Below are 12584 nucleotides of genomic sequence, written 5' to 3' on the forward strand. Positions count from 1 at the left end.
GTGCGGTGCGATCAGTCGTCGAGGCTGTCGAGGTAGGCGATCAGGTTTGCCCGCTCCTCGGGATCCTTGATACCGGCAAAACCCATCGACGTGCCAGGCGCCCAGGCGGCGGGCGCTTCGAGGAAACCGTTAAGTGCGGCAACATCCCAGACATCTGCCTGTTCGGACAGCGCACCGGAATAGGAGTTATAGCCATCGGCGGAGCCGACTTCGCGTCCAACGACACCGTGCATGTAGGGTCCGGTCGCGTTCTCGCCTTCGCCAATCTTGTGGCAGGCGGTGCATTTGCGGAAGACCCGCTCACCCGCGCCTGCATCCGCCGAGGCCATCAGCTCCTCAAAGGGGACCTCTTCGACCTCCTCTTCGGGCGCGTCGCTGGCCACTTCGATCGAATAGGACGGCTCGCCGTGCAGCTCTGCGTGATACAGCTCTTCGGCAGCCCAACCGCCCAGCAGCAGAACCAGCCACGCCCCGATCACACCCGCACCGAGTTTGGTAATCAACATTGAGTCCATGGATCAGCCCATCATCTTTAGAATTTTGTTCATGCGTTCGCGCGGTATCTATTGCTTTCCCTCCCCGCAGGCAAGGTGTAGTTACCGCGACCAAACGACCGCAGGTCGGATTTTCACCGAGGAATTGAACGATGACAGACGCCGCGCCGCTCCGCATCGCGTTTCAGGGGGCCCTGGGCGCCTATAGCCACGAGGCGTGCCTGAGCGCGCGCCCCGACGCCACGCCCGTACCCTGCACCACGTTCGAGGACGTGCTGCACGCCGTGCGCGCCGGTGCCGCCGATCTGGCGATGCTGCCGGTCGAGAATTCGACCTACGGGCGCGTCGCCGACATTCACCGCCTCTTGCCGCAAAGCGGGCTGCGCATCATCGGTGAGGCCTTTGTACGGGTGCGCATCGCGCTGATGGCGCGACCCGGCACGACACTGGATCAGGTCAAACACGTGCGCGCGCATCTGGTCCTGCTGCCGCAGGCAACCGGTTTCCTCGACGCGCATGGCATCACGTCGGAACCAGCCGCCGACAGCGCCGGCGCCGCCGAAGAACTTGCCGCCGATGGACCGGCGCATGAGGGCGTGCTGGCGAGCTCTGTCGCCGCAGGGATCCACGGGCTGGACGTGCTGGCCGACGGGATCGAGGATCTTGACCACAATACCACGCGTTTCCTGCTGATGGCGCCCGAGCTTGACCGCACGCGGCGCGCGGACAAGATGATGACCACCTTTGTGTTCGAGGTGCGCAACATCCCCGCCGCGCTTTACAAGGCGATGGGCGGTTTCGCGACAAATGGCGTGAACATGACCAAGCTCGAAAGCTACATGGTCGCAGGCTCCTTCACGGCGACGCAGTTCTACGCGGATATCGACGGGCACCCCGACGACCCGGAAGTGGCCCGCGCGCTCGAAGAGCTGGAATATTTCACGAACATGCTCGAAATCCTCGGCGTCTATCCTGCCAGCCCCGATCGTGCCAGCCTTGATGGCTAGCGCCCGTCGCACCCGCGTGCGCCGCAAAAATTAGGACTAATTTTTGGGTCCAGAATTTCGCGAGAAATTCTGCGCCCGGCCGCGGAGCGCTCACGCGACGCGGGCGTGGCGCTCTTCCAGCGTCTTGGCGAACTCCGCCACACGCATCTTGTACTTCTTGGTCAGTGAGGTCTTGGCCAGTTTCAGCGATTGCACCAGCAAACGCGCCGACAGGTTCAGCGGCTTGATGTCCAGCGCCACCAGAACGCGCGTACGATTGCGCGACAGCGCCACCAATTCAAGCGTCATAAAGGTCATCAACCCCTGCGAGCGGCATTCATAGATCATCTCGCTTGGCCGCTCGAAGGTGACCAGCTCGATATCGACCTCCCGCTGCTTTCCGCGCAGGGCAAATGCGGCGCGCCATCCCATGCCGACACCGGGCTGCGTGCGCGTGTCGGTACGCTGCACTTCCGCGCCCCGCCGCATGGCCGCACGCTCGAACATCTCGAAATCGCACAGCATGTCGAAGACGGCGTCGATCGGCGCTTCGATATCTTCCTTGGTCGAAAATTTCATAGGAGCCTCGGCTGGTACACTCCGGCCACGATCGACCGGCATGTGAGCAAAACTATGGCACGCCCGCGCCCGCGCAACAAATCATTCGACGAAAAAGTTAATCGAGTGTGTCTGACAGCCAACGCTCAATCAGGAAATGGGCGATAGCCCCTTGCGTGCGGGCTTTATCGCCGGGTTCAGCCCCTGCGAGATCTCCATCATCTCTTCGCGGCTGATCCAGCGCGCGTCCTCGATCTCTACCGGGTCGATCGTGATCTCGTCGCTCACGGCCTGCCCCCAGCAGCCCATCATCAACGAGGCCGGGAAGGGCCACGGTTGGCTCGCGAGATAGCCGACCTCCCCCACGCGCACGCCCGCCTCCTCGAATACTTCGCGGCGCACGGCAGCCTCCAGTGTCTCGCCCGGTTCGACAAAGCCTGCCAGCAGGGAATACATCCCCGCGGGCCAGCCCGGTGAGCGGCCCACCAGAACCGAATTACCGTGCGTGATCAGCATGATGACAACCGGATCGGTGCGCGGAAAGTGTGATGTGTTGCACCTGTCGCAGCGCCGCTGCCAACCGCCCTGCGACGGAGCGCTGGCGGCCCCGCAGCGCGCGCAAAAGCCGTGGCTTTCGTGCCATGCAAGGATCGCCTTCCCCGACGCCGCAAGTTCCGCATCACGCGGGCTGAGCCAGGTCATCACGCGGCGCAGCTCGGCAAAGACCATCCAGTCGGGCAAATCAGGGTGCCGCTGCTCGCTGGGGTCCAGAAACCCGCCAAGGCTGCCCTCATCCAGATCGGGCGGTGTCCATCCCGACAGATCCACCGCAAACACCGGCGCGCCGTCCTCGCGCCCCAGGAGGATCGGCGCCATTGTCGCTCCCGCCAGGGCCGCGTGATCCAGCGGCAGACGCACGACGCCTGCGGGCCGCTCGGGTGCGATCAGCGGCTTACCGCGCCAAAACACGACCGCCCGCGCGCGGGTATCGGCAGCTGCAGCGGCCAAGGCATTGGCATCGCTGCGAATCTCACCCGCCCGGTCCAGCCCGGAGCCTCCGAATGTCACCCGTTCTGCGTCTTTCATGCGCTGCGGCCTCTCCCGTTGATACGTCGCGTCAAGCCCGCGATCGCGATTGTTGTATTCCCGCCATGCTGGTATTTATCCGGCATGAGCCCGACCGATCCCCTCACCGACGATACCCACCCGGTCCTGCGGGCGGGCCTGCGCATTCTTGCGACAACCGACACGCACGGGCATCTGCGCGCCCATGACTACATCAAGGATCGGCCGACACAAGGCACCGGGCTCGCCGGACTGGCTCCTGTGATCCGCACGGCACGCGGCGAGGCGGCCGCGCAGAAACGCGCAAGCCTGCTTGTCGACAATGGCGATACCTTCCAGGGCACGCCCCTCGCGCGGCATCTGGCGCGGCGTCCGGTCACGGCAGAGCACGGGATCGTGGCGGCGCTGAACGCGCTTGAATATGACGTCGTGGGGCTGGGCAATCACGATCTGGATTTTGGTCTGAGCTACCTGCGCAAGGTCGCGGGCGCGCTGAACATGCCGATGGTGTGCAGCAATCTTGCCGGTCCCGGACTGGCCCCACTGGTGCCCCACACCCTTATCGACACGCCCCTGCCCGGCACATCGGGATGCACGCTGCGCGTGGGCGTGCTGGCCCTGCTGCCCGGGCAGACGGCGCAGTGGCACGCGCATGTGCTGGGGTCGCGCCGCATGGTCGAAAGCAAGGCCGATCAGGTGCGGGGCATGGCCGCAACCCTGCGTGCGGCGGGCGCCGATCTGATCTTGCTGCTGGCGCATATGGGTGTGGGTCCCGGCGATCACACCGACCGGCAGGAGAGCGGCGCGCTGGCGCTCGCTCGGCAGGGCATTGCGGATGCTCTGGTGCTGGGGCACGTACACAACCGCCTGCCGTCGCAGACCTATTGCTCGCACCCCGAAATCGACGGCGCGCGCGGCCTCATCGCAGGGGTGCCTGCGGTCATGCCCGGCCACGCGGGATCCGATCTGGGCGTGATCGATCTCGATCTTGTGCGCGACAGCACCGGCCGCTGGCGGATCGAGGGCCACAGCTGCGCGCTGCACCCGCATCCGCCCGCCCCATCCGACGCCGCGGCGATCGGGGCCGACACCAACCCGGCGCACCAGCGTTTGCGACGCTATCTGCGGACCGAGGTTGCCCGGACGGAAACGCCGCTGCACAGCTTCTTCACCCACGCCGCCCCCGCCCGCACGCAAGCGCTTGTCGCGCGGGCCAAGCGGCGGCTGCTGCAAAAGCATATCGACGCCACCGCCCATGCCCATCTGCCCGTGCTCACCGCCGTGGCGGCGCATGCCTCGGGTGGACGCGACGGGCCTGCAAATTTCCTCAACATCCCTGCCGGGCCAGTGTTGCGGCGTCATGTGATGGGGCTCGACCCTTTTGCAAACCAGACCGGAGCGGGGCTGATTACAGGTGCCGATCTGCGGGCCCGGCTCGAACACGCGGGCGCGATCTTCAACACCGCCGGGCAGGAGGGCGCGCCCTGCCCGCTGATAAACGCCGCGGTGCCGGGCTTCCAGTTCGATGCGGTTTTCGGCGTCTCCTGCCGATTTGACATCACCGCGCCGCCCTACAGCCGTGTGCGCGATCTGACGGGGCCGGGCGGCCCGATTCAGGACAGCGATGAATTCGTGCTGATTGCGAGCCAGTTCCGACTTGCGGGCGGGGGCGGTTATGCCCCGATCGAGGCCGCGCGGATGCTCGTCCCCCCGCGCCCCGGGCTTGAGCAGGCCATCGTGCGTGAACTGCGCGAACCGCTCCCCGCATCCGAGGTGCCGTGGTCCTTTGCGACAGGATCCGGGGTGCGGGTGGTCCTGCATACCGATCCAGACGCCACCGCCCATCTGACCGAGATCGCCCATCTGGCGCCGCAGGTGCACGGTCGAAACGCCGACGGTTTCCTCGAACTTTCCCTGACCCTGTAACCTTGCAGGCGCGCACCGCTTGGCCTATATCGGGCGTCGAGAGGTTGGTGCGGGCAGGCGCCTCGCCAACCTGGTCAGGTCCGGAAGGAAGCAGCCACAACGAGTCCCGCTTGGGTCGTTATCAATCTCTCACCTAAGCGCTTTTTGCGAAGCAAAAAGCGCGTAACCCGACAGGGGCATCCAAAGGATGCTCCCGAAAGGGTCAACCCCTGCAAATAAATCCACCTCAAGATTCGCCCTGCGCTTGTTTCCCCAAACGCACGGGCAAACACCTCCTGCCCTTCGCATCGCAAGTCAGTCACACCCGCCGCCTGCCCCAAAACGCACGCACAGCCCGTCTGGAGCGCCTTCCTGCCCTTACCGCGGTGCACCACCCGCCGACCAGTCGCGCCGCGCGCGCTCCTCAAGCCCTAAAGCTGTGCCGCCGCAAACGTGTCGCAGGACCGCACCTGCCCGCTGTCAAAGCCGCGCTGAAACCAGCTTGCCCGCTGCTCCGATGTGCCATGGGTGAAAGTATGCGGCTGCGGCACGCGGCCGGCCTGCCGTTGCAGATGGTCGTCCCCGATCTTGCGCGCCGCATTCAGCGCCTCTTCCAGATCGCCGCGCTCCATCAATCCCTGCACATTCGCGGCCCAGATTCCTGACAGGCAGTCAGCCATCAGTTCCAGCCGTACGGTCAGTCTGTTCGCTTCCACCTGGCTGGAGGACTGCCGCGCGGCGTAAACCTGCGAAAGGATTCCCAATTCGTTCTGCACGTGGTGCGCGACCTCATGCGCGATGACGTAGGCGGCGGCAAAATCGCCCCCCGCCCCCATCTGGCGGTCCAGCGCGGTAAAGAATTCGGTATCCAGATACGCCTTGCCATCCGCCGGGCAATAGAAAGGGCCGGTCGCCCCGTTGGCATTGCCGCAAGGGCTGCGCGTCACCCCGTCAAAGATCACGAGCGTCGGCGGCGTGTAGGGGCGGCCCACCTGCTCGGGAAAGATCTTGCCCCAGACGTCTTCGGTCGTGGCCAGCACGCGGGCGCTGAAATCGGCCATTTCGGGGTTCTCGACCTGCGCGGTGCTGCGCTGTTCGGTCTGCACGCTGCCACCCTGCAACAGCGGCGAGACGTCGATGCCGGTGAAATATCCAATCGCCAGGACCGCAAGCACGCCAACGATGCCAAGACCACCCTTGCCACCCACGCGCCTGCCGCCGCCGCCCCCGCGCCCGCGCCGCTCGACATTGCTGCTCCGCCGGATCCCTCTTAGCCGCATAACCATCCACTCCGCTGAATTGCCCTTGCCAGTTTAACCGCAAAGCCCACCTTTGGTTCAATGGCACAGAAAAATAAGCTCGCGCAGGACCGCACCGACTGGGCCGAGGATCGCACGATCCTCGCCAACGAGCGCACGTTTGCGGGCTGGATGCGCACCGGCATGGCCGCGACGGCGCTTGCCGTGGGCCTCAACGCCGTGTTTGCCGAGGCAGAGCCCACGTGGCTGCCCAAGGCGGTGGCGAGCCTGTTCATCACACTGTCGCTGTTCATTTTCTGGGCAGCGGAGCGGTCTGCCGCGCGCACGCTCAAGCGCCTGCAGGATAACGAGGCGCACGCCCAGCCCAGCGGGCGCATGCGCTTGATCGCCATTCTGCTGGGGCTTGGTGCGGTCTGTGTCGGGGGTGTTCTGTGGATGCTCTAGGTTGCCGCGCCCCGGCACAGCGCCTACCCTGACGCATACGCCGAATCTCAGGATCCCCATGTCAGAAACCACCTCCTACCGCGTGCTTGCGCGCAAGTATCGCCCCGAAACCTTTGTCGATCTGGTCGGCCAGGATGCCATGGTGCGCACCCTGAAAAACGCGTTCGAGGCGGACCGCATCGCGCAGGCCTTCATCATGACCGGCATCCGCGGGACGGGGAAGACGACGACCGCGCGGATCATCGCCAAGGGCATGAATTGCATCGGGCCAGACGGCACCGGCGGCCCCACAACCGAACCCTGCGGCGTGTGCGAGCATTGCACGGCCATCATGCAGGGCCGCCACGTCGACGTGATCGAGATGGACGCGGCCTCCAACACCGGCGTAGGCGACGTCCGCGAGATCATCGACAGCGTGCACTACCGCGCGGCCTCGGCCCGCTACAAGGTCTACATCATCGACGAAGTGCACATGTTGTCCAACAACGCCTTCAACGCCTTGCTCAAAACGCTCGAAGAGCCGCCAAGCCACGTCAAATTCATCTTCGCCACCACCGAGATCCGCAAGGTGCCCGTCACCGTGCTGTCGCGCTGCCAGCGCTTTGATCTGCGCCGGATCGAGCCGGAGGTGATGATCGCCCTGCTGCGGCGCATTGCCGAGGCCGAAGGCGCGCAAATCGCCGATGACGCGCTGGCGCTGATTACCCGCGCCGCCGAAGGGTCGGCGCGCGATGCGACCTCCCTGCTGGATCAGGCGATCAGCCACGGCGCGGGCGAGACGACGGCGGATCAGGTGCGCGCGATGCTGGGTCTGGCGGACCGCGCGCGGGTGCTCGATCTGCTCGACATGATCCTGCGCGGCGATGCGGCGGCTGCGCTGACGGAACTGGGCGCACAATATGCCGAAGGGGCCGATCCGCTGGCCGTTCTGCGCGATCTGGCCGAGATCACCCATTGGGTGTCGGTGGTGAAAATCACGCCCGACGCCGCCGAGGATCCCACCGTCTCACCCGAGGAGCGCGACCGCGGGCGCGCCATGGCCGACGCGCTGGCGATGCGGGTCCTCAGCCGTCTGTGGCAGATGCTGCTCAAGGCGCTCGATGAAGTCGCCGCCGCCCCCAACGCCATGATGGCCGCCGAAATGGCGATCATCCGCCTGACCCATGTGGCCGATCTGCCTACCCCGGACGAGCTGGTGCGCAAGCTGCAAGACACGCCCCCGTCAGGCCCCGGCGCTGGCGGTGGCGTGGCGCCCGCGCCTTCGGGCGGCGGAACCCCTGCACAGGCGTCAGGCCGCGCGGCGCCGGTTTCCTCCGGTGGCGGGGTCGCAACGGCCCTCGCTCCGCAAGCGGTCTCGGCACTGGCCCATTACGCCACGTTCGAGCATGTGCTTGAGCTGATCCGCTCCAACCGCGACGTAAAGCTGTTGGTCGAGATCGAAGGCGGCCTGCAACTCGCCGCCTATCAGCCCGGACGTATCGAATTCGTGCCCACCGACGACGCCCCGCGCGATCTGGCGCAGCGGCTGGGCGCCAAGCTGCAACTGTGGACCGGCAATCGCTGGGCCGTCACCGTCGTCAACGAGGGCGGCGCGCCCACCATCGCATCGGTGCGGGACGCCCGCGACACCGCGCTCAAGGCCGAAGCCGAGGCGCATCCGCTGATGCAGGCGGTCATGGCGCAATTCCCGCGCGCGCGCATCACCGGCATCCGCACCGCGCAAGAGCTGGCGCAACAGGCGACCGAGGACGCGCTGCCGGAGGTGGAGGACGAATGGGATCCCTTCGAAGAGGAGTAATCCTCGCCCTGCTGCCCGGCCCCGCGCTGGCGCAATCCTGCGCCGACATGCGCCCCGGCTGGACAGCGGGCGCCGAAGCGACCGCGTGGACCGAGCTGATCGCGCTCTCCGGCACACCCGCCTCGCTGGTGCTGCTGCTGGCCTCGGCGCTGGTGCTGCGGTTGCGCCACCAGTGGGGCGCGCTGATCGTCACCGTGCTGTGGTCCTTCTGGGCCTCGTTCATCGCGATGGCGGGCCCCACGCAGGCCGCCGCCGAGGGATGTATCGGCAGCCCCACCTTGTTCATCGCCCTCGTCGCTGCAATATGTACGGGGATGATTATTTACACCACGGGCGGCAAACCGCGCCCGTCTGACTGAGGAGAGTTGGTATGTTCAAAGGACTTGGCGGGCTCGGCGATATGGCCGGGATGATGAAGAAAGCCCAGGAAATGCAGGGTAAAATGGCCGAGATGCAGGAAGAGATGCACAACATCATGGTCGAGGGCGAAGCGGGCGCGGGCCTTGTAAAAGCCACCTGCACCGCCAAGGGCGAGCTCAAGGGCCTCGACATCGACCCCTCGATCTTCAACGGCGACGACAAGGAAGTCGTCGAGGATCTGATCCTCGCCGCGATCAAGGACGCGCAGGGCAAGGCAAGCGACCGCGCGCAGGAAGAAATGAGCAAGCTGACCGAAGGTCTGGGCCTGCCCGCAGGCATGAAACTGCCGTTCTAGCCGTCTTTTGCACAGCAAAAGACGGCGCGTGCGAGGCAGTGCATGCTTGCATGCACGTTCGCATTCCCTCTCTATTCAGGCGCGCGCGCCGCGCCCCATAAGGCACCCCAATGAGCAGCACCCGCGACATCGATGCGCTGATCGAGCTGATGGCGAAACTGCCCGGCCTCGGCCCCCGCTCGGCCCGGCGCGCGGTGCTGCATCTCATCCGCAAACGCGCGCTGCTGCTCAGCCCGCTGGCCGACACCATGCAGCAGGTCGCGGCGACCGCGCGCGAATGTCTGAATTGCGGCAACGTCGGCACCGCCGACATCTGCGACATCTGCGACAGCGAAAAACGCGCCACGGGGGAGCTTTGCGTGGTCGAGGATGTGGCCGATCTCTGGGCGATGGAACGCTCGGGCGTGTTCAAGGGGCGCTATCATGTGCTCGGCGGCACGCTTTCGGCGCTGGACGCCATCGGCCCGCAGGAATTGCGCATCCCCAAGCTGCTGAACCGGGTCGAAAGCGAGGGTGTGACCGAGGTCATTCTCGCCCTCAATGCCACTATCGACGGGCAAACCACGGCGCATTACATCGCCGACCAGCTGGAGGGACGCGTGCGCCTGACGTCGCTGGCGCAGGGCGTGCCCATCGGCGGCGAGCTTGACTACCTCGACGATGGCACGATCAGCGCGGCGATGCGCGCCCGCAAGACGCTGTAGCCGATTTTTTCGAAAAAATCGGACCGGAATTTTCAAAAATTCCGGTCCCCTATGCTAGCCGCGAGACTCAAAATGGGCCGCCCGTTCCTCCCAGACGGACGGCCCCTCCGACCGCGACGCAAGTCCCTCTCAGAGGACGACCACATCCAGCGGTGGAAACCCGTTGAACCCCACGGAACTATACGCACTCGTATAGGCTCCGCAGTTGCGGATCAAGACCCGGTCACCGTCGCGCAGCGCCAGCGGCAGCTGCACAGGCACCCGCTCGTACAGGATGTCGGCGCTGTCACAGCTGGGGCCTGCCATCACGCAAGGGCCGGTGGGGCCACCATCGTGCGGCGTGGTGATGCGGTAGCGGATCGCCTCGCCCTCGGTCTCGGCCAGCCCCGAAAAGCGACCGATATCCAGATACACCCAGCGGTGCAGATCGTCCTCGGCCTTGCGGCTCACCAGCATCACTTCCGCCACGATGTGACCGGCATCGGCCACCAGCCCGCGACCGGGCTCCGCCATGACCTGCGGCACGTCGCCGAAGCGCGCGGCAATCGCCGCCATCACCGCCGCCGCATAGGCGCGGGGCGCCTGCACGGGCTGGCCATAGAACGCCGGAAACCCGCCGCCGATGTTGAGCAGTTGCAGATCGTGTCCCGCCGCGCGCGCCGCGTGCCACAGCTCCGCCACATCGTCCAGCACCGGGTTCCAGAACGCCGCCTCGCGGGTTTGCGAGCCGACGTGGAACGACAGGCCGTAGGGCACCAGACCCACCGCAACCGCGTGATCCAGCAGATCCGGCAGCGACGAGGGCGCGCAACCGAATTTGCGCGACAGCGGCCAGTCGGCCAGTGAATTCTCGACGATCACCCGCAGATACACCCGCGCACCCGGCGCGTGGCGCGCGATCTTGTCCAGCTCGCCCACGCTGTCAGCGGCAAACAGGCGCACGCCCACACCGTAGGCGAACGCGATGTCCGATCCGCGTTTGATGGTGTTACCGAAGGAGATCTTCGCCACCGGCGCGCCCTGGCTCAGGCACAGCTCAATCTCCCCGCGCGATGCGCAGTCAAAGCCGGAACCACGCCGCACCAGCGCCCGGATGATCTGCGGCTCGGGGTTCGCCTTGACCGCGTAGTGGATGAACGCACGCCCCAGACCGGCCGCCAGCGCGTCGTAGTTCTGCACAACCCGCGCACGATCCACGACCAGCGTGGGACGGTCGAAATCATTGGCCGCAATATAGGCAGTCGCGGCATCGGCGAAAACGGGACGGGCAGCGCCGAGGGCGCCGGTGAGGGGTGCGTTCATGGTCATCTCCAAAGAGCAGAATGGGCGTCGTTGCCCAGAAAGTCGTTTCAAGAGACGTTACCGTCGCTGCATAAACGCGGGGGTCAGTAGGGCCTTCCGAGCAGGGAAAGGCCGACCGGCCAGAGGCGCGTGCGTTGGCGTCTGTGATCGGCGATTTACGCCTTTTTCAAAACCGCGCAAGTTGTGGAAATTCACCGCTTGATGATTTTTCCGCCACGGCCAAAAACTGCGTCCGAAAAAGCACAGCCACTCACTCGGCTTTCTCTTCCCAGTCGTCCCCGATGGGCCGGCGGTCACGGTCGCGCTCCTCGCGGATCATCTCGACGGCTTCCGCTGTCTCATCGGGGCAAGCTTCTTCCAGCTGATCGACCCGCTGCGGCGCGTGGCCCAGCGCCAGCGCGAACAGCAGCGGAAAGTGGTCCGATCCGATCTTGGGCAGGCGTTGCATGGTCAGCAGCTGGAACAGCGGATCGTGAAACAGATGATCCAGCGGCCAGCGCGCCCACCAATGAAACGCGTTGAACGTGTTGTAGAATCCGCGCCCCACACGCGGATCGGCCAGACCCGACAGGCGCTGGAACCGCCGCGTCGTCGTCGACCAGGCCACATCGTTCAAATCCCCCGTGACGATACAAGGCAGCGGGTCCTGCGCCACCTGCATACCCGTCAGCGCGATCTCTCCGTCGCGACCCTTGGTGTCATGGAAGGCCACCGGCGGCTCGGGGTGCAGCACGTAGAGCCGGACCAGCGCGCCCGACCGCAGCGTCACCGTGCAGCGAATCGACGGCACACCGTCGGTCAGCAGGCAGCGCGTCTCGACCTCGCCCAGCGTCAGACGCGAAAACACCTGCATGCCATAGCCGTTGTCCTGTGGCAGATCGATCCGGTGGGGGTAATCATCGGCCAGCGCCTCGCTCAGCGCCGCGCACCACGGCTGATCCGTCTCGATCGCGATCAGCAGGTCGGGCGAAACCCTCTGCGTCAGATGAATGAGCCGGGGGTAATCGCGATTGGACATCTTCACATTGGCTGTCAGCACGCTGATGTGGCGCCGGTTGTCGGCCTGCAGCGCGTCGTCCGCGCGCACCGACTGGCGGCGCCAAAGCGGTGTGAACTTGGCGATATAGATTGACTGAAGGCACATGCAGCCGCCGAAGACGGCAGTCACCCACACCGGCGCCCCCGCCCAGAGCGCCGCCACAAGCAAGAACAGACACAGCCAGAAAATCTGCTGGCGCGGGAAGGCAAGCCCGCGGATCGCGCCATGGGGCACCTTGATCAAGGGCAGCAGGCTGACGGTTGCCGTAAGCACCGCCAGCCCGCGCAGGATCCACTCCACGATCACGCCGCCGCG

Annotated in this window: 12 protein-coding genes, 1 other RNA gene and 1 pseudogene; 8 read left to right on the plus strand and 6 right to left on the minus strand. The window is 65.8% G+C overall.

Annotated features, from left to right (window positions below; translation table 11 throughout):
- Nucleotides 1-11: 11 nt before the first annotated feature.
- Nucleotides 12-515 (minus strand): c-type cytochrome, encoded by a 504-nt coding sequence (locus KDD17_RS12875; protein WP_254796795.1) that lies wholly within the window; start codon nucleotides 513-515, stop codon nucleotides 12-14.
- 131 nt (nucleotides 516-646) lie between these two features.
- Between KDD17_RS12875 and KDD17_RS12880 the strand changes: the two genes are divergently transcribed.
- Nucleotides 647-1501, plus strand: a complete 855-nt coding sequence (locus KDD17_RS12880; RefSeq protein ID WP_212704028.1) for a prephenate dehydratase — start codon at nucleotides 647-649, stop codon at nucleotides 1499-1501.
- 90 nt (nucleotides 1502-1591) lie between these two features.
- On the opposite strand, the gene KDD17_RS12885 is transcribed toward KDD17_RS12880, so the two are convergent.
- Together KDD17_RS12885 and nudC are read right to left on the minus strand one after the other, a co-directional pair.
- Complete coding sequence (locus KDD17_RS12885; RefSeq protein WP_212704029.1) at nucleotides 1592-2059, minus strand: SRPBCC family protein; 468 nt, start codon at nucleotides 2057-2059, stop codon at nucleotides 1592-1594.
- A gap of 97 nt (nucleotides 2060-2156) precedes the next feature.
- Nucleotides 2157-3124 (minus strand): annotated as a pseudogene (nudC, locus tag KDD17_RS12890) (NAD(+) diphosphatase).
- Between the two features lie 84 nt (nucleotides 3125-3208).
- On the opposite strand from nudC, the gene KDD17_RS12895 reads away from it, so the two are divergent.
- Nucleotides 3209-5029 carry a 5'-nucleotidase C-terminal domain-containing protein gene (locus KDD17_RS12895; RefSeq protein WP_212704030.1) on the plus strand — a complete coding sequence of 607 codons (1821 nt, stop codon included), beginning with the start codon at nucleotides 3209-3211 and terminating at the stop codon, nucleotides 5027-5029.
- Between the two features lie 37 nt (nucleotides 5030-5066).
- Nucleotides 5067-5164, plus strand: an RNA gene (gene ffs / locus KDD17_RS12900) — signal recognition particle sRNA small type.
- Nucleotides 5165-5439: 275 nt separating this feature from the next.
- On the opposite strand, the gene ypfJ is transcribed toward ffs, so the two are convergent.
- Entirely contained in the window at nucleotides 5440-6288 is an 849-nt protein-coding gene (gene ypfJ / locus KDD17_RS12905) for a KPN_02809 family neutral zinc metallopeptidase (protein WP_212704031.1), read from the minus strand.
- Between the two features lie 60 nt (nucleotides 6289-6348).
- Between ypfJ and KDD17_RS12910 the strand changes: the two genes are divergently transcribed.
- The 5 genes from KDD17_RS12910 (at nucleotide 6349) to recR (ending at nucleotide 9928) form a co-directional block, all read left to right on the plus strand.
- Nucleotides 6349-6711, plus strand: a complete 363-nt coding sequence (locus KDD17_RS12910; protein ID WP_212704032.1) for a YidH family protein — start codon at nucleotides 6349-6351, stop codon at nucleotides 6709-6711.
- A gap of 58 nt (nucleotides 6712-6769) precedes the next feature.
- A complete protein-coding gene (locus KDD17_RS12915) occupies nucleotides 6770-8509 on the plus strand; it encodes a DNA polymerase III subunit gamma/tau (RefSeq protein ID WP_212704033.1) in 1740 nt (579 codons plus the stop codon).
- Entirely contained in the window at nucleotides 8485-8868 is a 384-nt protein-coding gene (locus KDD17_RS12920) for a hypothetical protein (protein WP_212704034.1), read from the plus strand. The genes KDD17_RS12915 and KDD17_RS12920 overlap by 25 nt, the downstream gene beginning before the upstream one ends.
- 11 nt (nucleotides 8869-8879) lie before the next feature.
- Nucleotides 8880-9224: a YbaB/EbfC family nucleoid-associated protein gene (locus KDD17_RS12925; protein WP_212704035.1), complete on the plus strand. Its 345-nt coding sequence runs from the start codon at nucleotides 8880-8882 to the stop codon at nucleotides 9222-9224.
- 110 nt (nucleotides 9225-9334) lie between these two features.
- Nucleotides 9335-9928: a recombination mediator RecR gene (gene recR, locus KDD17_RS12930; protein WP_212704036.1), complete on the plus strand. Its 594-nt coding sequence runs from the start codon at nucleotides 9335-9337 to the stop codon at nucleotides 9926-9928.
- Nucleotides 9929-10057: 129 nt separating this feature from the next.
- On the opposite strand, the gene KDD17_RS12935 is transcribed toward recR, so the two are convergent.
- A complete protein-coding gene (locus KDD17_RS12935; RefSeq protein ID WP_212704037.1) occupies nucleotides 10058-11236 on the minus strand; it encodes a type III PLP-dependent enzyme in 1179 nt (392 codons plus the stop codon).
- A 244-nt stretch (nucleotides 11237-11480) separates the two neighbouring features.
- Nucleotides 11481-12575, minus strand: coding sequence for an endonuclease/exonuclease/phosphatase family protein (locus KDD17_RS12940; protein ID WP_212704038.1), 1095 nt, complete (start codon nucleotides 12573-12575; stop codon nucleotides 11481-11483).
- Nucleotides 12576-12584: the final 9 nt, after the last annotated feature.

The sequence above is a fragment of the Sulfitobacter albidus genome (assembly GCF_018200035.1).
Classification (GTDB): Bacteria; Pseudomonadota; Alphaproteobacteria; order Rhodobacterales; family Rhodobacteraceae; genus Sulfitobacter; species Sulfitobacter albidus.

Excerpts from the sequence above, each read along its gene's own strand:
- KDD17_RS12875 (WP_254796795.1), bottom strand. The coding sequence starts at position 515 with ATGGACTCAATGTTGATTACCAAACTCGGTGCGGGTGTGATCGGGGCG.
- KDD17_RS12880 (WP_212704028.1), top strand. The coding sequence starts at position 647 with ATGACAGACGCCGCGCCGCTCCGCATCGCGTTTCAGGGGGCCCTGGGC.
- KDD17_RS12885 (WP_212704029.1), bottom strand. The coding sequence starts at position 2,059 with ATGAAATTTTCGACCAAGGAAGATATCGAAGCGCCGATCGACGCCGTC.
- KDD17_RS12895 (WP_212704030.1), top strand. The coding sequence starts at position 3,209 with ATGAGCCCGACCGATCCCCTCACCGACGATACCCACCCGGTCCTGCGG.
- ypfJ (WP_212704031.1), bottom strand. The coding sequence starts at position 6,288 with ATGCGGCTAAGAGGGATCCGGCGGAGCAGCAATGTCGAGCGGCGCGGG.
- KDD17_RS12910 (WP_212704032.1), top strand. The coding sequence starts at position 6,349 with ATGGCACAGAAAAATAAGCTCGCGCAGGACCGCACCGACTGGGCCGAG.
- KDD17_RS12915 (WP_212704033.1), top strand. The coding sequence starts at position 6,770 with ATGTCAGAAACCACCTCCTACCGCGTGCTTGCGCGCAAGTATCGCCCC.
- KDD17_RS12920 (WP_212704034.1), top strand. The coding sequence starts at position 8,485 with ATGGGATCCCTTCGAAGAGGAGTAATCCTCGCCCTGCTGCCCGGCCCC.
- KDD17_RS12925 (WP_212704035.1), top strand. The coding sequence starts at position 8,880 with ATGTTCAAAGGACTTGGCGGGCTCGGCGATATGGCCGGGATGATGAAG.
- recR (WP_212704036.1), top strand. The coding sequence starts at position 9,335 with ATGAGCAGCACCCGCGACATCGATGCGCTGATCGAGCTGATGGCGAAA.
- KDD17_RS12935 (WP_212704037.1), bottom strand. The coding sequence starts at position 11,236 with ATGACCATGAACGCACCCCTCACCGGCGCCCTCGGCGCTGCCCGTCCC.